This is a genomic window from Streptococcus sanguinis (genome assembly GCF_019929145.1).
GTDB lineage: Bacteria > Bacillota > Bacilli > Lactobacillales > Streptococcaceae > Streptococcus > Streptococcus sanguinis_U.
Window position 1 is genome coordinate 347,276 of the sequence record NZ_JAHZOW010000001.1, and the last position, 17,108, is coordinate 364,383.

At 45.8% G+C, this 17,108-nt stretch carries 14 protein-coding genes; all 14 read left to right on the forward strand.

What is annotated here, in order from left to right; genetic code table 11:
* Positions 1 to 153 precede the first annotated feature (153 nt).
* The 14 genes from K1I94_RS01715 (at position 154) to hisB (ending at position 17,083) form a co-directional block, all read left to right on the forward strand.
* The gene (locus tag K1I94_RS01715) at positions 154 to 1,911 is read left to right on the forward strand and encodes a glycoside hydrolase family 13 protein (protein ID WP_223314202.1); all 1,758 of its coding nucleotides are present in this window, start codon (positions 154 to 156) and stop codon (positions 1,909 to 1,911) included.
* Between the two features lie 123 nt (positions 1,912 to 2,034).
* On the forward strand, positions 2,035 to 2,271 hold the full coding sequence (locus K1I94_RS01720) for an AbrB/MazE/SpoVT family DNA-binding domain-containing protein (protein ID WP_002897305.1): 237 nt from the start codon (positions 2,035 to 2,037) through the stop codon (positions 2,269 to 2,271).
* Positions 2,268 to 2,678, forward strand: a complete 411-nt coding sequence (locus K1I94_RS01725) for a type II toxin-antitoxin system death-on-curing family toxin (protein ID WP_223314203.1) — start codon at positions 2,268 to 2,270, stop codon at positions 2,676 to 2,678. Before K1I94_RS01720 ends, K1I94_RS01725 begins: the two co-directional genes overlap by 4 nt.
* Positions 2,679 to 2,706: 28 nt before the next feature.
* A complete protein-coding gene (locus K1I94_RS01730) occupies positions 2,707 to 3,249 on the forward strand; it encodes a ClbS/DfsB family four-helix bundle protein (protein ID WP_223314204.1) in 543 nt (180 codons plus the stop codon).
* A gap of 34 nt (positions 3,250 to 3,283) precedes the next feature.
* Positions 3,284 to 4,129 (forward strand): DUF4300 family protein, encoded by an 846-nt coding sequence (locus K1I94_RS01735; RefSeq protein WP_223314205.1) that lies wholly within the window; start codon positions 3,284 to 3,286, stop codon positions 4,127 to 4,129.
* A 46-nt stretch (positions 4,130 to 4,175) separates the two neighbouring features.
* The gene (locus K1I94_RS01740; protein ID WP_223314206.1) at positions 4,176 to 4,487 is read left to right on the forward strand and encodes a hypothetical protein; all 312 of its coding nucleotides are present in this window, start codon (positions 4,176 to 4,178) and stop codon (positions 4,485 to 4,487) included.
* A gap of 201 nt (positions 4,488 to 4,688) precedes the next feature.
* Positions 4,689 to 7,970, forward strand: a complete 3,282-nt coding sequence (rexB, locus tag K1I94_RS01745; protein WP_223314207.1) for an ATP-dependent nuclease subunit B — start codon at positions 4,689 to 4,691, stop codon at positions 7,968 to 7,970.
* Entirely contained in the window at positions 7,967 to 11,641 is a 3,675-nt protein-coding gene (addA, locus tag K1I94_RS01750) for a helicase-exonuclease AddAB subunit AddA (RefSeq protein WP_223314208.1), read from the forward strand. Before rexB ends, addA begins: the two co-directional genes overlap by 4 nt.
* 33 nt (positions 11,642 to 11,674) lie before the next feature.
* On the forward strand, positions 11,675 to 11,980 hold the full coding sequence (locus K1I94_RS01755; protein WP_125338581.1) for a DUF4298 domain-containing protein: 306 nt from the start codon (positions 11,675 to 11,677) through the stop codon (positions 11,978 to 11,980).
* A 473-nt stretch (positions 11,981 to 12,453) separates the two neighbouring features.
* Positions 12,454 to 13,512, forward strand: a complete 1,059-nt coding sequence (hisC, locus tag K1I94_RS01760) for a histidinol-phosphate transaminase (protein WP_223314209.1) — start codon at positions 12,454 to 12,456, stop codon at positions 13,510 to 13,512.
* A gap of 55 nt (positions 13,513 to 13,567) precedes the next feature.
* Complete coding sequence (locus K1I94_RS01765) at positions 13,568 to 14,557, forward strand: ATP phosphoribosyltransferase regulatory subunit (protein ID WP_223314210.1); 990 nt, start codon at positions 13,568 to 13,570, stop codon at positions 14,555 to 14,557.
* Positions 14,554 to 15,198 (forward strand): ATP phosphoribosyltransferase, encoded by a 645-nt coding sequence (gene hisG, locus K1I94_RS01770; protein ID WP_008809347.1) that lies wholly within the window; start codon positions 14,554 to 14,556, stop codon positions 15,196 to 15,198. The genes K1I94_RS01765 and hisG overlap by 4 nt, the downstream gene beginning before the upstream one ends.
* Positions 15,195 to 16,487, forward strand: a complete 1,293-nt coding sequence (gene hisD, locus K1I94_RS01775; RefSeq protein WP_111675636.1) for a histidinol dehydrogenase — start codon at positions 15,195 to 15,197, stop codon at positions 16,485 to 16,487. The genes hisG and hisD overlap by 4 nt, the downstream gene beginning before the upstream one ends.
* 11 nt (positions 16,488 to 16,498) lie before the next feature.
* Positions 16,499 to 17,083: an imidazoleglycerol-phosphate dehydratase HisB gene (hisB, locus tag K1I94_RS01780; RefSeq protein WP_002912765.1), complete on the forward strand. Its 585-nt coding sequence runs from the start codon at positions 16,499 to 16,501 to the stop codon at positions 17,081 to 17,083.
* The last annotated feature ends 25 nt before the right edge of the window (positions 17,084 to 17,108 follow it).

Below are 17,108 nucleotides of genomic sequence, written 5' to 3' on the forward strand. Positions count from 1 at the left end.
CTCTTTTTAATATTCTCTGCTATACCTTTTATTCCCAAACTTGAACAATGGCTTGCAATCCTTTTTTTAAAATAGTATACTAGGGCTAAGCTATGGAATCGTTTGCATAGAATTACGATGAATTTAAAAAGAGAAATCTAGGAGATGAAAAGTATGGAATTAACAGCCATTTATCATAGACCGGAGTCGGAGTATGCCTATCTTTATAAAGAAGGTCAAGTGCATATCAGAATTAGGACTAAGAAAGATGATGTAGAGAAAATCGTTTTGCACTATGGGGATCCCTTTATTTTTCTTGAGGATTCTTATGAAGATGTGAAAGAGATGGTCAAAGTGACCTCTGATGCCTTATTTGATTATTGGCAAGTAGCTGTTTCTGTGCGCTTTGCTAGGCTCCAGTATCTGTTTGAGCTTAAGGATAAAGAAGGTCAAAGCATCTTGTATGGAGATAAAGGTTTCGCTGACAATAGTCCAGAAAACCTTGCTTTAGAAGGCAATGGTTTTAAACTCCCTTATATTCACGAAATCGATGGCTGCCAGGTTCCTGACTGGGTTTCAAAAACGGTCTGGTATCAGATTTTCCCAGAACGTTTTGCCAATGGAAATGTTGAACTTTCACCAGAGAGAGCTCTAGATTGGGATTCGTCTATCACACCTAAAAGCAGTGATTTCTTTGGTGGGGATTTACAGGGGATTATTGACCATCTGGATTATTTGCAAGACCTAGGGATTACAGGGCTTTACCTTTGTCCCATCTTTGAATCGCCAAGCAATCACAAGTACAATACGACAGATTACTTTGAAATTGATCGACACTTTGGAGACAAGGAAACCTTCCGTCAACTGGTGGAGCAAGCCCATCAACGTGGCATGAAGTTTATGCTGGATGCGGTTTTCAATCATATTGGCGATCAATCCGCTCAATGGCAGGATGTTCTCAAACATGGTGAAAAGTCAGCTTACAAAGACTGGTTCCACATTCAGGAGTTCCCAGTGACGAATGACAAGCTTGTGAATCCCAAAGAACTGCCTTATCATACCTTTGCCTTTGCCAGCTATATGCCTAAGTTCAATACGGCAAATCCTGATGTGAAAGACTATCTCTTAAGCGTAGCGACCTATTGGATTGAACATTTTGATATTGATGCTTGGCGACTGGATGTGGCCAATGAGGTTGATCATCAATTTTGGCGAGATTTTCGTAAGGCTGTTTTGGCCAAAAAGCCTGACCTTTATATTCTTGGAGAAGTTTGGCATACCTCTCAGCCTTGGCTAAATGGTGATGAGTTTCACGCTGTCATGAATTATCCTCTATCCGATAGTATCAAGGACTACTTTTTGAGTAGGCGCAAGAAGACCAGTCAATTCATAGCTGAGATCAACTGCCAGTCCATGTATTACAAGCAGCAGATTTCTGAGGTCATGTTCAATCTCTTGGATTCGCACGATACGGAGCGCATCTTGACAACAGCTCAAGGAGATATCCAGCTTGTCAAATCCGCACTCGCCTTTCTCTTTTTACAAAGAGGGACACCTTGTATCTATTATGGGACCGAGCTAGAATTGGGCGGAGGTATGGACCCGGATTGTAGAAGGGTCATGCCTTGGGAACGAGTGTCTAGTAGCAATGACATGCTCAATTTTATGAAGAACTTGATTCAGCTTCGCAAGGATGTTGCGGACATTATTCAGCATGGGAAATATAGTCTAGAAGAAATCGAACCTGATGTACTGGCTTTAGAATGGCAACATGATCGTCAAGTAATCCGAGCCATTTTTAATCAGTCGAATGAGAATTATCTGTTAGACAGAGATTCAGCTGATTTAGTGAGTCATTGCCAAACTGATGACCAACAACTTGTCATCTTACCAAAGGGATTTGTAGTTTATTGTGATGAGTCTTGCATTTGAGATGTGTTTAGCGAATATCTTAATCCTATGATGTATTCTAAATAAGATAAGAGAAGTCGAAAGATTATTCTATTTTGTAATTACTGTAATTATCTGTTATAATATCCCTAAGGAGGAAGCAAGATGGCAGTAAAAACTAGAAAACAAGGGAATTCTATAACAATAACGATTCCAAGTGAATTTAATATTCCGAGTGGCGTGCATTACGATGCTAAATTGTTACCGAGTGGCGAAATTGTCTTTACTCCGGAAAAGACTGAAAATCAGGTTACTTATATTTCTGACGAATCTTTTGAATTGGATTTAGATAATATTTTTGATGAATACGATGATATTTTTAAAGCTTTGGTGGAAAAATGACAGTCTATTTAACAGAAATGCAAATTGAAAAGATTAATACTTTAGTTATTCAGCGCTATTCTCCGAAAGAACGAATCAAGACGATTAGTCCATCAGCACTAAATATGATTGTGAACTTACCTGAACAATTTGTTTTTGGGAAACCTCTTTATCCATCGATTTTTGATAAGGCAACAATTTTATTTGTTCAATTGATAAAAAAGCATGTTTTTGCTAGTGCTAATAAACGAACGGCTTTTTATGTTTTAGTAAAATTTTTACGATTAAACGGTTATCATTTTTCTGTTACGCTTGAAGAAGCGGTTGAAATGTGTGTAAGAATAGCGGTTGAATCACTATCGGAGCAAAATTTAAAAAGTTACTCAAAATGGGTTTCTGAACATTCGTTTCGTAATGATAACGATTAAGCTTTAACTATGCAAGAGGTGCAATCTTATGCCTAGACCGAAAACTAAAGAAGATTTGATGCTGGCTGCTAAGGAAAACTATGAGAAGCTGCAAACTCTCATTTCCAAATTGTCTGATCAAGAGTTAAATACGCCTTTTGATTTTTCTCGGGATGAAAAGAAGAAAGAGGCCCATTGGAGGCGAGATAAAAATGTAAGAGATGTTTTGATTCACCTCTATGAATGGCATCAGCTCTTGTTGAATTGGGTGCATTTCAATCAAAAGGGTCAAGAGCAGCCCTTTCTTCCTGCGCCCTATAACTGGAAGACTTATGGAGAGTTGAATCTGGAATTTTGGAAGAAGCATCAAAAGACTTCTCTAAAGGAGGCAACTGAGATATTTCGTCAGTCCCATCAAGATGTTTTGGACTTAGCCGACACATTTACAAATGAAGAATTATTTTCAAAAGACGTATATAAATGGGTCGGAGGGACTGTACTAGGTTCCTATTTTGTAAGTGCCACCTCCAGCCATTATGACTGGGCCATGAAAAAATTGAAGGCTCATCAGAAAAATTGTAAATTAAAATAGTTAATTGAATACGAGTAGTGGAGAAGAATAAAATATGAAAAAATACAGCAAAATAATCATGTCCTGCGCATGCCTAGCTTTAGCTTTTGGGTTGGCGGCCTGTACTAGTTCGCAGAAAAATAATCAAATAAGTCAAACTACATCGACTTATTCAAATCTAAACAGTAAAAAGAGTGTCGAAGAAGTCAAGAGTTTGTTATCAGCTCATTTGGATAAAGATAGTGTCGATAACTTTGTCAATCTAGTCAATGACTACAATGGACTTGTTGGCTCTACTGGATTAAGGGGCGATTTCACTAAGTTTACTAAAACAGAATATGATGTAGAAAAAATCAATCCTCTATGGCAGGCAAAAAAGGGCGATTTTATCGGAACAAATTGTCGGATTAATACTTATACTTTGCTGAAAAATAGCATCGACATCCCTCAAATAGAAAAAGATGACGAACTTTTGTTCATAGATAATGATTCGATTGACAAGGGCAAGCTCTTTGATGCAAAAGATAAGGAAGATTTTAATATTCTGTTTTCAAGAGTCAAGACTGAAGCGACTCAAGATGTAAAAGTCCATGCTAAGAAAATGGAGGAATACTTCAAACAGTTCAAGTTTAGCGAAAAGGCGAGGATGCTTTCTGTCATAGTCCACGACAATCTTGATGGCGACTCTCTCTTTGTAGGGCATGTCGGCGTCTTGGTTCCAGATAAAGATGGCTACTTATTTATCGAAAAGCTGACATTTGAAGAGCCTTATCAGGCAATCAAATTTGCCAGCAAAGAAGACTGCTATAAGTATCTGCAGACCAAATATAAGGACTATACAGGGGAAGGTTTGGCCAAGCCCTTTATCATGGACAATGATAAGTGGGTAGAGGGTAAGTAGTGTGCTTCAGTTAGTATTAAGAAAATAGAACTGGGAGATTTAGCGTATGGAATTAAAAGATTTTACAGAAAAGGAACAGGAGCAGATTAATCAAGGGCTCAGCACCGCGGAAATTTCCGATAAGGAAGCTGCCAAAAAGATTCTGGCACTTGTGCCTAAAGAATGGATTAAGAGGATTCCTTTCTTCGTGAGAGGGCATGCGACGACCAAGACCGTTGAGCGAGTTGCTAAGCAATATCCTGAGTTGTACGCTGTAGCCAAGCAGCAAGGCGAACTTCCTGACAAGGAAACAGAAGAATTGCGCGTGATTATGATAAGCATTTTTGAAGAAAAGATGAATAAGCATAAGATTAAATGAGTTCTTACTTTGAAAGAAGTGAGAGCCTTAGGAAGTCACTGGAAGCAGTGGCTTTTTCGTTTGTTTCTTAGCATGATGAGACTATTTACTACGGCTATCTTTGGACGATGGGTTCTAATTGGGCTTTGGGGCTATTCTCCATGAGAATTATCGGTAAAAATGGTATAATGTTCCTATATTTTCTAGAGGAAAAGGCAGGCTATGAAATTACTTTATACAGATATTCGCCATTCTTTGACCAAGGTCTTGGTGGCTGAGGCTGAGATCTTGGTGGCGGCTGGTAAGCGAGTCTTTTATATTGCGCCAAATTCGCTATCTTTTGAGAAGGAGCGGGCGGTTTTGGAGTGCCTGAAGAACAAGGCTTCTTTTGCCATTACAGTGACGCGCTTTGCCCAGATGGCTCGGTATTTTGTCCTCAATGATGTTCGGCAAGGGCAGAGTTTGGACGATATTGGTCTAGGAATGCTGATTTATCGGACCTTAACAGAGTTAGATGATGGAGATCTTAAGGTCTATGGCAGGATTAAGAAAGATCCCCAGTTTATCCAGCAGCTGATGGATCTTTACCATGAATTGCAGACAGCCCAGATGTCCTTTGCGGATCTGGAATTTCTCGAGGAGCTTGAGAAGCGGGAGGATTTGGTCAAGATTTTTACAGCGGTGACTGCTGCTCTGAATAAGGGGGATTTTGATTCGTCTTCTCAGACTGCTGCTTTTGCCCAGCATATTCTGGCTGGTGATACGGATGAGGAGTTGGAGAATTTGGCCCTGGTCATTGATGGATTTACTCGTTTTTCTGCCGAAGAGGAATACCTGGTCAGTCTCCTGCATCGAAAAGGTGTGGAGATTGTCATCGGGACCTATGCCAGCCAAAAAGCCTATCGAGCAGCCTTTCGTGAGGGCAATCTCTATCAGGCCAGCGTGGATTTTTTGAGAAAGCTGGCCGAGGACTATCAGGTCAAGCCTGACTATATCCCTCATGCGGAAGCGGAAGATGCCTTTGGACGGATTTCTAAGATTTTGGAGAGTCGCTATGATTTTTCAGAGCCAGCTGTTGAAGTTAGTGAGATAGACCGCTCGCAGCTTCAGATTTGGGCTACTATGAACCAGAAAGAAGAGCTGGAGTATGTGGCCAAGTCCATCCGGCAGCGGGTTCATGACGGTGTGCGCTATAAGGATATTCGTCTGCTCTTGGGGGATGTGGAAGCCTACCAGCTTCAGCTCAAGACTATTTTTGAACAATATCAGATTCCCTACTATCTGGGGCGGAGTGAGTCAATGGCACAGCATCCGCTGGTTCAGTTTGTCGAGTCCTTGGAGCGGCTCAAGCGCTATAACTTCCAACTGGAAGACCTGCTCAATCTTTTAAAGACGGGGCTCTATGGCGATTTGACTCAAGAAGAGCTGGATCATTTTGAGCAATATCTGCGCTTTGCGGACATTAAGGGGGCAGGCAAGCTAGCCAAGGATTTCACGGCCAATAGCCAAGGGAAATTTGACCTAGACTGTCTCAATCATATTCGTCGCCGAGTCATGACTCCGCTGCAAGACTTTTTCAAATCCCGTAGTCAGACGGCGTCGGGGCTCTTAGCTAAGTTTACGGATTTCGTCCAAGTGGCCCGTTTGTCGGACAATTTGACGGCTCTGCTACAGGGAGCAAGTCAGCAGGAGCAGGAGCGTCATGAGGAAGTCTGGAAGGCTTTCAGTCATGTTCTAGAGCAGTTTGCTCAGGTCTTTTCAGATAGTAAGGTCAAGTTGGACGACTTTCTGGCTTTAGTCCTGTCGGGTATGCTTTTGTCCAACTATCGGACGGTGCCGGCAACAGTAGATGTGGTCAAGGTCCAGTCTTATGACCTGATAGAGCCTTTAGTAGCTCCTTACGTCTACGCAATTGGACTGACTCAAGAGCGTTTCCCGAAAATCGCGCAAAACAAGAGTTTGCTTAGTGATGAAGATCGGGCTCGACTTAATGAAGCGACGGATTCTCAGGCGGAACTCCAGATTGCTAGCTCAGAAAATCTCAAGAAGAATCGCTATACGGCTCTGTCGCTGATGAATTCTGCTACCAAAGAGCTGGTCTTGTCTGCGCCAGCCTTGGTCAATGAAGTAGAGGACAGCATGTCGACCTATCTGCTGGAATTGACTGCGGCTCCACTTTCCTTGCCCATCATTGTCAAAAAGCCTCAGGCTTCTAGTGACGATATTGGCAGCTACCGAGCTTTGCTTTCTCAAATCATCGAGCTCCACCAAGAGGAGATTGACCGAGAGTGGACAGCAGAGGAGCAGACTTTTTGGGCGGTGGCTGTGCGGGTTCTCCGCAAGAAATTGGCAGCAGAAAGCATCAGCATTCCGCAAATCAGCAAGGAACTGAAAACGGAGACTCTGCAGTCGGAAACTTTGCAAGTCCTCTACCCTCAGGAGCAGCCCCTCCGACTTTCAGCCTCTGCTCTCAATGAATATTTCCGGCATCAGTATGCTTATTTTCTCAAGTATGTTCTACGCCTGCAGGAAGAGTGGACTATTCATCCCGATGCTCGCAGTCATGGGATTTTCCTCCATCGGATCTTTGAAAAGGTCCTGCAGGATGATTCGTCGGCTGATTTTGACCAGCGTTTAGCGCAGGCTATGGAAGAGACCAGCCGAGAGACCGAGTTTGAGAGTATCTACAGTGAGTCAGGTCAGACCCGTTTTGCGCGCCAGCTCTTGCTAGATACAGCGCGGGCAACCGGCCGTGTGCTGGCTCATCCAAGCGGGATTGAGACTATTGGCGAGGAGACTGGCTTTGGCTCAGCTTCTACGCCTTTCTTGACCTTGGAAAATGGTAGAGCAGTGACCGTGAGCGGTAAGGTGGACCGGATTGACCGTCTGACTAAGACCGAGAGTTTGGGAGTGGTGGACTATAAGTCTAGCGATATTAAGTTCAGCTTTGAAAAGTTCTTTAATGGGCTTAATTCTCAGCTGCCGACCTATCTGGCAGCGATTGAAGAGTTAGCAGACTATCAAGAGGATAAGGGAACATTTGGTGCCACGTATTTGCAGATGACTGATCCGATTGTGGCGCTTAAAGATACCAAGACCTTGGCTGATGCAGTCAATCAGTCTATGAAGCCATTGCAGTACAAGGGGCTTTTTGTGGCTGATGCTGTCAAGGAGCTTGGCCCGCTCTATGAAAAAAATAAGACCAACTTGCTGAGTCAGGAAGATTTGGACTTGCTGCTGGCCTACAATGCTTATCTCTATAAAAAAGCTGCGGAAGGCATTCTATCAGGCCATTTTGCAGTCAATCCTTATACAGAGAATGGGCGCAGCATTGCTCCTTATGTAGAGCAGTTTAAGGCCATTACGGGCTTTGAAGCCAATCTCCATCTAGGACAGGCACGCCAGTTAGAAAAGCTGGATGCAAGCAAGTTTGATAGGCGGCCGACTGGTGAGAAGTTACGCCAGGCCTGGCTAGAAAAGATGAGGGAGGAGATGGAAAAATGAAGAGAATTCCTTTTTTAACTGCAGAAGAAATTGCTCTTAAGCAAGCCCAAGAAGCTGCTTCGGACAAGACACAGAAAAAGACGGCAGAGCAGATTGAGGCTATCTACTCCTCTGGCCAGAATATTCTGGTCTCCGCTTCGGCCGGCTCGGGTAAGACTTTTGTCATGGTCCAGCGGATTATTGACCAGATTCTTAGAGGTGTTGCTGTCAGCCAGCTCTTTATTTCGACCTTCACCGTCAAGGCGGCAGGAGAGCTCAAAGAGAGGCTGGAGAAAGAACTGGGGCAGGCCTTGAAAGAGGCCGAGAGTCCTGAACTCAAGCAACATTTGGCCCAGCAATTAGCTGATCTGCCCAATGCTGACATCGGCACTATGGACGCCTTTACCCAGAAAGTACTGAGTCGCTATGGTTACCTGCTTGGTTTGTCACCGAATTTTCGGATTCTCCAGTCTGCCAGTGAGCAGCTGATTCTGCAAAATGAAGTTTTCAGCCAAGTGTTTGACCATTACTATGACAGCGAGCGTCAGGCTTTGTTTAGCCGTTTGGTAAAGAACTTTACTGGTAAGCGCAAGGATTTATCAGGCTTCCGGGATCAAGTTTATCGGATTTACAACTTTTTGCAATCAACCAGCAGTCCTCAGCGCTGGCTGGAGGAAACCTTCCTCTATGGCTATGAGCACAGTGACTTTGCAGCAGAGAGAGAGCGGATATTTTGTCAAATCAAATCAGCCCTTTGGGAGCTGGAAACCTTCTTTTCTGTCCATCTGGAGCATGAAGGAAGAGAGTTTTCAGGTGCTAAATATCAGGAAAATGTCCAAGATGCTCTGACCATCTTAGCAGGCCTGAATGAACTGTCCTCGATAGAAGAAACAGCTCAGGTTCTCAAGCAGATTGTAGCACTTTCCCAACTGTCCAATGGCCAGGCCTTTACAGCTCGGGTTGGCAAGAATGCAGACGAGCTCAAAAAAGAAATGGCCAAGGACTACAATGAGACCAGGAAGCCTATGATTGAGCGGCTGCGAAGCTTTGACCAGCAGCTTTATCAGCTGGACTTTATCGAGCAGCACCAGGATGAGTGCCTGCCTCTGGTTGAGCTTCTGCGGGATTTTGTGGCGGACTTTGCACAGGCTTATTTGGAGCGTAAGAAGGCAGAAAATGCCTTTGAATTTGGTGATATCAGCCATTTTGCTATTGAGATTTTAGAGACATTCCCAGAGGTACGTCGCTTTTATCAAGAACGCTACCACGAGGTCATGGTGGATGAGTATCAGGATACCAACCACACGCAGGAGTGCATGCTGGACTTGCTTTCCAGAGGGCAAAATCGCTTTATGGTGGGCGATATCAAGCAGTCTATCTACCGTTTCCGTCAAGCGGATCCGCAGATTTTCAGTGATAAGTTTAAAGCCTATCAGGAGGATAGCAGTCAGGGCAAGCTGATTGTCCTCAAGGAAAATTTCCGTAGTCATCTTGAGGTACTGGAAGCGACCAATGATGTTTTCAAACGCCTGATGGATGAAGAAGTTGGGGAAATTGACTACAATGAAACCCACTATCTGGTGGCTGGAAATCCTGCCAAACGCGAGCCTAATCCAGCTAATCGCGCTTCTTTCTTGATCTATGAAGGCTCCATGGAGAGTCCGGAAGAGGAGGCTGATGAAGGCTTGCCACAGGCAGTATCAGCTGGAGAAGTGGACCTAGTCATCAAGGAAATCATCCGCCTGCACAATGAAGAAGGAGTGGCTTTTAAAGATATTACGCTGCTGACGGCTTCCAGAACCCGCAATGATTTGATTTTAGCTGCCTTTGAGCAGCACCAGATTCCGCTGGTACCAGATGATGACGCCGCAAACTATCTGCAGTCAGTGGAGGTTTTGGTTATGCTGGATACCCTTCGGACCATCAATAATCCGCTGAATGACTATGCCCTGACTGCCCTTCTCAAGTCTCCCATGTTTGACTTTGGTGAGGACGAGCTGGCTCGGCTGTCCCTGCAGGCCAGTCAAGAGCATTCTCAGGAAAATCTCTATGAAAAATTGGTCAATGCTCTCCAAGGAAGAGGTTTGCAAACAGCTTTAGTCACCCAGGAACTGCAGAAAAAGCTGCAGCATTTCCATGAGACCCTGCAAGGCTGGCGGACCTATTCCAAGACGCACTCCCTGTATGATTTGATTTGGAAGATTTACCAGGACCGTTTCTACTATGACATGGTGGGGACTCTGGCCAATGGTGCCCAGAGACAGGCCAATCTCTATGCCCTCTCTTTGCGGGCCAACGAGTATGAAAAGTCTAGCTTTAAAGGCCTGTCTCGCTTTATCGGGATGATTGACCGTATCTTGGAAAATCAGCATGATCTGGCCAGTGTGCCAGTGGCGGCGCCTAAGGACGCCGTTCGTCTCATGACCATTCACAAGAGTAAGGGGCTGGAGTTCAAATATGTCTTCCTGCTCAATATGGACAAGGCCTTCAATCGTCAGGATAGCAGCTCTGCTATTATCCTTAGCCGAGCCAAGGGAATCGGCATCAAGTATGTAGCGGATGTATCAGTGTCTGTGGAAGACCCCTATGCGCCGAATCAGCTGCGCATTTCCATGGATACGCTGCCTTATCAGCAGAATCTAGCGGAGCTGCAGTTGGCTAGTCTGTCTGAGCAGATGCGCTTGCTTTATGTGGCTATGACGCGGGCTGAAACCAAGCTTTATCTGGTCGGCAAGGGCAGTCAAGAGGCCTTGGATAAGCGTCAGTGGGGCAAGAGCCAGCAAGGGCGTTTGTCTGCCGGTCTGCGCAGCCAACTCAACAATTTCCAAGACTGGCTCTATGCCATTCAGGCTGTTTTTTCTGATGAGAATCTTGCCTACGAGACTCGTTTTGTCACTGATGAGGAGCTAACTGCTGAAGAGATAGGGCGAATTAATGAACCTGTGCTCTTTCCAGCGGATGATTTGGCGGATAATCGGCAGTCGGACGATATCCGTCGGGCTCTGGATATTTTAGAAAGTGTGGATCGACTGAATAGCCAGTATCGCTCTGCCATTGAGCTGCCTAGTGTGCGAACTCCAAGCCAGATTAAGAAGTTTTATGAGCCGATCATGGATACGGATGGCCTGGATATCATGGATGAGCGAGCAGCTTTTCGGCCTCAGCCTAACTTTGACTTGCCTGATTTTGGCAAGAAAGCCAAAGTGACTGGAGCGCAAGTCGGCAGTGCTGTTCATGAACTCATGCAGCGGATTCCTTTGGATAGCAGTCCCAGCATGGCTGTACTTCGTTCTGCTTTAGCTCAGGTTCAGGCCGATGAAGCGGTTAAAAAGCAGATTCAGCTGCCTAAGATTTCATCTTTCTTCGAGACGGATTTGGGACGACTCTTGATTGAGAACAGTGACAGAGTTCGTCGAGAAGCACCTTTTGCCATGCTCAAGAGGGACGAAATCAGTGGTCAGGAATTTGTTTTGCGGGGGATTTTGGATGGTTACCTGCTATTTGAAGACCGGATAATTCTCTTTGACTACAAGACGGATAAATACAAGGATTCGTCTGAGCTGATTGCTCGCTATCGAAGCCAGCTAGACTTATATGCTCAAGCTCTCAACCGTTCTTATGGCATTTCGCAGATTGAAAAATATTTGATTCTGCTAGGCGGTGAGCAGTTGCAGGTGGTTAAGGTGGACTGATTAGCTTGTCGTGTCTGGAAAGGAAGGAAGCCTGTGGAACAGTTAGAACGTATTCAAAAAATGGAAAAGCACCTGAATAAATATTCTCAGGTCTTAGCAAGTGCTCAGGAAGCTTTAGCTGAGCTGGAGCGCTGCCAGTCAGATTATATCCAGTTGAGGGACTACTATACTGGTCAGGAATTTTTTGATGATTTAGAATTCTCGAATGGACCGGATTTCCCTGAAAATATAGCTTGCGGCGTCTTAAGCGAAGATGCTGTCTATGACCTGATGGGGGAGCATTTTGAGACAGCGATTAATCTGTTGGATTTGTCTAGTTCCATGCTGAAAGAACGTTAATTTATTTAGAAAGAAAAAAATAATTAATTTTTTTCAATTTTCCTCTTGCTTTTTAATAAAAATTCATGTAGAATATTCAACAATAAATTGAAAGCGATGAGAGAAAAAGTCTGAGACAAGAAACAGAGAGTGCCTAATGGTGAGACGGCATGCAATCCTTAGACGACACATTCTTGAGTGCGGATGCGAAATCAGTCAGCAGTCTGAGACTAGTGTCCGACGGTTGATTGCCGTTATCAATCTGGAGTCTTGTACTCCCAGAGGGTCCTCAGGCGACTGGGGTCCGAATAAAGGTGGAACCGCGTGTCAACGTCCTTGCAAAGTTTTTTTGCGAGGGCTTTTTATTATATTTAAATTAGAAGATTCCCTTATTTTCCGTTACCAAAGCGGTAAATTTCGTCTTTCATTTATTAGAAGTTCTCAAAGATAATCAGAGTCAGATAATGGCTAGTGTGTGAAAGAGAGGTGGCAAGATGGTTAAGCTAAAAGGTCTCAGGCAGATCAATCCTTATGTAGCGGGGCAACAGCCCAATGAGCCAGACATGATTAAGCTCAATACCAATGAAAATGCTTATGGGCCGAGTCCTAAGGTGGCAGAGGCCCTGCAGAACTTTGATGCTCAGGAGTTGCGCAAGTATTCCAGTTTGGATCAGGCGGATCTCTGTCAGGCTTTGGCTGCAAATTTGGGTGTATCACCCGACCAGCTCATTATCGGTAACGGGAGTGACGACATCTTGTCCATGGCTTTCCTGGCCTTCTTTAACAGTGGCGAGTCGGTCTTGTTTCCGGATTTGACCTATGGTTTTTACAAGGTCTGGGCGGACCTCTACCATGTGCCTTTTCGAGAAATCCCTCTGACAGCTGATTTTGAGGTCCATCCCTCCGATTATTTTGGAGACAATGGCGGCATTATCCTAGCCAATCCTAATGCTCCGACGGGGATTTATCTGCCGCTGGATCAGTTGGAGGAAATTCTGGCGTCCAATCAAGATGTGGTCGTGGTGGTGGATGAGGCCTATATTCACTTTGGTGGTCAATCTGCCCTGCCTCTGCTAGGCACCTATCCCAACCTTTTTATCACGCGGACCTTTTCCAAGGATGCAGCCTTGGCTGGTCTGCGGGTGGGCTACGGCATTGGCCATCCAGACTTAATAGCTGTCATGAAAGCTGTTAAGGACTCCATCAATCCTTATTCAGTGGATATGTTAGCAGAGCGTTTAGCCCTTGCGGCAGTGAAAGATTGGGATTATTATCTGGAGACCGGTAGAGCCATTCAAGAGACCCGAGATTGGTTTGCTGGGGAATTGGCTGCGCTGGATTTCCAAGTCCTGCCCAGTCAGACTAACTTTGTCCTAGCCCATCCTACTAGAATCTCTGCAGCAGAGCTTTTCCAGAAGCTAGAGGAGCGTCGGATTTATGTGCGGTATTTTCCAAAAGCAGAACGAATCAAAGACTTCCTGCGCATCTCTATCGGACGGCGAGAGGAGATGGAAGCAGTCTTGGCAGCTATCAAGGAAATTTGTAGCAGCTGAGAGTTTGACTCGGAGCCAACCAATGTAAGAATAGAGCAAGAAAGGAAAGCAGCCTATGAATAAAATCACCCTTCCGATTGGCATGCATGACAAGCTTTTCAAGAGGGCGCGTGTGACCTACGAGATTGAGCGGGACATCAGTGATTTTCTGATGGCTCAGGGCTTCAATCGGATTGACACACCGACTTTGGAGCACTTCGAGGTCTTCAGTGACTATGTGGAGCCCCATCATTATCATCTTTTCGATAAAAAAGGCGAGCTACTGGTTCTACGGCCAGATGTGACCAGCCAGATTGGTCGGGTTATTGCTTCGACCAGAGTGCATACGCCGACCAAGTTTTCCTATTCAGGCAAGGTCTTTCACTATCAAGAAGAGCTGCGCGGTCTTGCCAACGAGCTCAGCCAAGCTGGTATTGAGATTATTGGCTATCCAGCTCGCGAGGCGGTGCTTGAGGCTATCAAGACAGCCAAGCAGTCGCTGGATTTAGCGCAGGTTAAGTCTTATCAGTTCGAGTTTTCCCATGCAGCAATCCTGCAGACAATTCTAGAGAGTCTGGTCTTAGATTCTCAGGAGGAAGCCCAGCTGCTAGATTATATTCGCAAGAAAAATAGGACGGGACTCTTTGAATTCACCCAGACCAGATCGAGTGAATTTGATGAGTTTTTGCAGGAGCTGCCCTATTTGTTTGGTCCTAGCCAACAGGTTTTAGCTAGGGCTAGAGAGATAGTTGACAACGAGCGGATATTGACAGCTTTAGATGATTTGGAGCAAGTTTTGCAGAGCCTATCAGGCTTGCTGGATCAGACAACTATGGACTTGGGACAGGTGGCGGCCATGCCTTACTATACCGGCCTGACCTTCAAGGTCTTTGGCGACCGAGTACCAGATGCCTTTCTATCTGGTGGGCGCTATGACCAGCTTTTCAAGCGCTTCGGGGCAGCAGAACTGACAGCTATCGGCTGGTCCCTAGACATTGACAGTGTCTATCAGGCCATTCATGATGACCTGCCGGATGAAGCGAGAAAGGATGGTGAGAGCAGATGAGTCAGATTACCATTGCCCTGACCAAGGGGCGGATTGAGGAAGATACGGTCAAGCTCTTGACCCAGGCTGGCTTTGATATGTCCTTCATGGCAGACAAGGGGCGCAGCTTGATTTTTGAAAGTCCAGACAGTCGCTTTCGGTTTCTCTTGGTCAAAGGGCCTGATGTGACGACCTATGTGCGCCATGGAGTTGCTGATCTAGGTATTGTCGGCAAAGATATTCTCTTTGAGCATCCGACCGGCTATCTGGAGCTGCTGGATCTGAACTTTGGCCTTTGTAAATTCTCACTGGCCTCAGTGCCCAGCTATGACCCTCATGATCACAAGCGCAAGCGGATTGCGACCAAGTACCCAACGGTGGCGACTGACTATTTTAATCAAAAAGGGGAGGATGTAGAAATCATCTCCATCCAAGGCAGTGTGGAGATTTCACCGGTGCTGGGTCTGGCGGATGCCATTGTTGATATTGTGGAGACGGGGCATACCCTGTCAGCTAACGGCCTGCTGGTTTTTGAGGACATTTGTCGGGTGTCGGCCCGGCTCATTGCCAATCAGGCTTCCCTGAAAAATAACCCGGATATCATGCCTTTTGTGGCAAAGATTGAATCCCTAGTAGGAAGAAGAGAGGTGGCTTTTAAATGACAATTATCAAGCGTTTAAGCGGAAGTAACGAAGAAATTTCACGGATTTTATACGAAGAGCAGCTGCAGCTTAGTCAGCAGAACTTAGATGTGGAAGAAGCGGTGGCTGAGATTATTGAAACGGTCAAACAAGACGGTGACCAAGCTTTAAGAGACTATACCATGCTCTTTGACAAGGTTGAGGTGACAGACTTTGAGATTGGGCAGGAGCTAATTGACCAGGCTTTTGAGGAGATTGATCCAGAGGTCTTGGCCGCCCTGAAAAATGCCCAAGCTAATATCGAATCCTACCACCGCCAGCAGTTGGATACCGGTTTTGAGGACAGTCCCAGTGAGGGCGTTGTCCGTGGTCAGTTGATTCGGCCGATTGAGCGGGTCGGCACCTATGTACCTGGCGGCACCGCAGCCTATCCCTCCTCCGTCCTCATGAATGTTATCCCGGCTAAGATTGCCGGTGTCAAAGAAATCATCATGATTACACCGCCCCAAGAGCACTTTACCCCAGCGATCTTGGTCGCAGCCAAGCTGGCTGGGGTGGATCGGATTTTCCAAATTGGTGGAGCCCAAGGTGTAGCAGCTCTGGCTTATGGTACTGAGACCATTCCCAAGGTGGATAAGATAACTGGGCCGGGTAATATCTTTGTGGCTACAGCCAAGAAGATGGTTTATGGTGTCGTGGGAATTGACATGATTGCTGGGCCTTCGGAGATTGGAGTTATTGCGGATCGTTCAGCTAGTCCTGTCTATGTGGCAGCTGACCTCTTATCGCAAGCCGAGCACGACAAGCTGGCTCGGGCTATTCTGGTGACCGATTCAGAGGAGCTGGCAGACCAAGTGGAAGCAGAGCTAGACAGACAGCTGAAAGAGCTGCCGCGGGAGGAAATCGCGCGTGCTTCGATTGAGAACAACGGCCGCATCATCCTTGCACCTTCTAAGGAAGCCATGTTTGAGCTCATGAATCAGGTGGCACCTGAGCATTTGGAAATTGCCATGGATGATGCCTACAGCTATCTGGATCAGGTTGAAAATGCTGGCTCTGTCTTTCTGGGGCATTATACTAGTGAGCCAATCGGTGACTACTATGCGGGAGCCAATCACGTTTTACCGACAACCAGCACCAGCCGTTTTTCATCAGCTCTGGGAGTCTATGACTTCATCAAGCGCATCCAGTACACCCAGTACAGCCGTGCTGCTGTAGGTGCGGCTGACAAAGATATTACCAGTCTGGCCTATGCAGAAGGACTGCAGGGACATGCCAAGGCCATCGAAGCCCGCAGACAGGAAAAATAAAAGGAGTTGCCATGAGACAAGCTGAAATCAAGCGTAAAACACAGGAGACCGATATTGAACTGGCTGTCAATCTTGACCAACAGGAGCCAGTAGCTATCGAGACCGGTGTCGGATTCTTTGACCACATGCTGACCCTTTTTGCCCGCCACAGTCGGATTTCTCTGACAGTCAAGGCTGAAGGCGACCTATGGGTGGATAGCCACCATACGGTCGAGGATGTGGGGATCGTGCTGGGGCAGGCTCTACGTCAGGCTTTGGGAGACAAGGCAGGTATCAACCGCTACGGCACTAGCTTTGTGCCTATGGATGAAACGCTGGGTATGGCCAGTCTGGACCTATCCGGTCGCTCCTATCTGGTTTTTGAGGCTGATTTTGACAATCCCAAGCTTGGGAATTTTGACACCGAACTGGTGGAGGAATTTTTCCAAGCCCTAGCCTTTAATCTGCAGATGAATCTGCACCTGAAAATCCTTCATGGCAAGAACAGCCACCACAAGGCGGAAAGCCTCTTTAAAGCGACTGGCCGAGCTCTGCGGGAGGCTATTACGATAAATCCAGAGATTCATGGAGTCAACTCCACCAAGGGCTTACTCTAGCTTGCCCTTCTGAGTGAAAGGAGTT

Bases quoted from the DNA above. Each gene is read 5' to 3' on its own strand.
- K1I94_RS01715 (WP_223314202.1), top strand. From the start codon at position 154: ATGGAATTAACAGCCATTTATCATAGACCGGAGTCGGAGTATGCCTAT.
- K1I94_RS01720 (WP_002897305.1), top strand. From the start codon at position 2,035: ATGGCAGTAAAAACTAGAAAACAAGGGAATTCTATAACAATAACGATT.
- K1I94_RS01725 (WP_223314203.1), top strand. From the start codon at position 2,268: ATGACAGTCTATTTAACAGAAATGCAAATTGAAAAGATTAATACTTTA.
- K1I94_RS01730 (WP_223314204.1), top strand. From the start codon at position 2,707: ATGCCTAGACCGAAAACTAAAGAAGATTTGATGCTGGCTGCTAAGGAA.
- K1I94_RS01735 (WP_223314205.1), top strand. From the start codon at position 3,284: ATGAAAAAATACAGCAAAATAATCATGTCCTGCGCATGCCTAGCTTTA.
- K1I94_RS01740 (WP_223314206.1), top strand. From the start codon at position 4,176: ATGGAATTAAAAGATTTTACAGAAAAGGAACAGGAGCAGATTAATCAA.
- rexB (WP_223314207.1), top strand. From the start codon at position 4,689: ATGAAATTACTTTATACAGATATTCGCCATTCTTTGACCAAGGTCTTG.
- addA (WP_223314208.1), top strand. From the start codon at position 7,967: ATGAAGAGAATTCCTTTTTTAACTGCAGAAGAAATTGCTCTTAAGCAA.
- hisC (WP_223314209.1), top strand. From the start codon at position 12,454: ATGGTTAAGCTAAAAGGTCTCAGGCAGATCAATCCTTATGTAGCGGGG.
- K1I94_RS01765 (WP_223314210.1), top strand. From the start codon at position 13,568: ATGAATAAAATCACCCTTCCGATTGGCATGCATGACAAGCTTTTCAAG.
- hisG (WP_008809347.1), top strand. From the start codon at position 14,554: ATGAGTCAGATTACCATTGCCCTGACCAAGGGGCGGATTGAGGAAGAT.
- hisD (WP_111675636.1), top strand. From the start codon at position 15,195: ATGACAATTATCAAGCGTTTAAGCGGAAGTAACGAAGAAATTTCACGG.
- hisB (WP_002912765.1), top strand. From the start codon at position 16,499: ATGAGACAAGCTGAAATCAAGCGTAAAACACAGGAGACCGATATTGAA.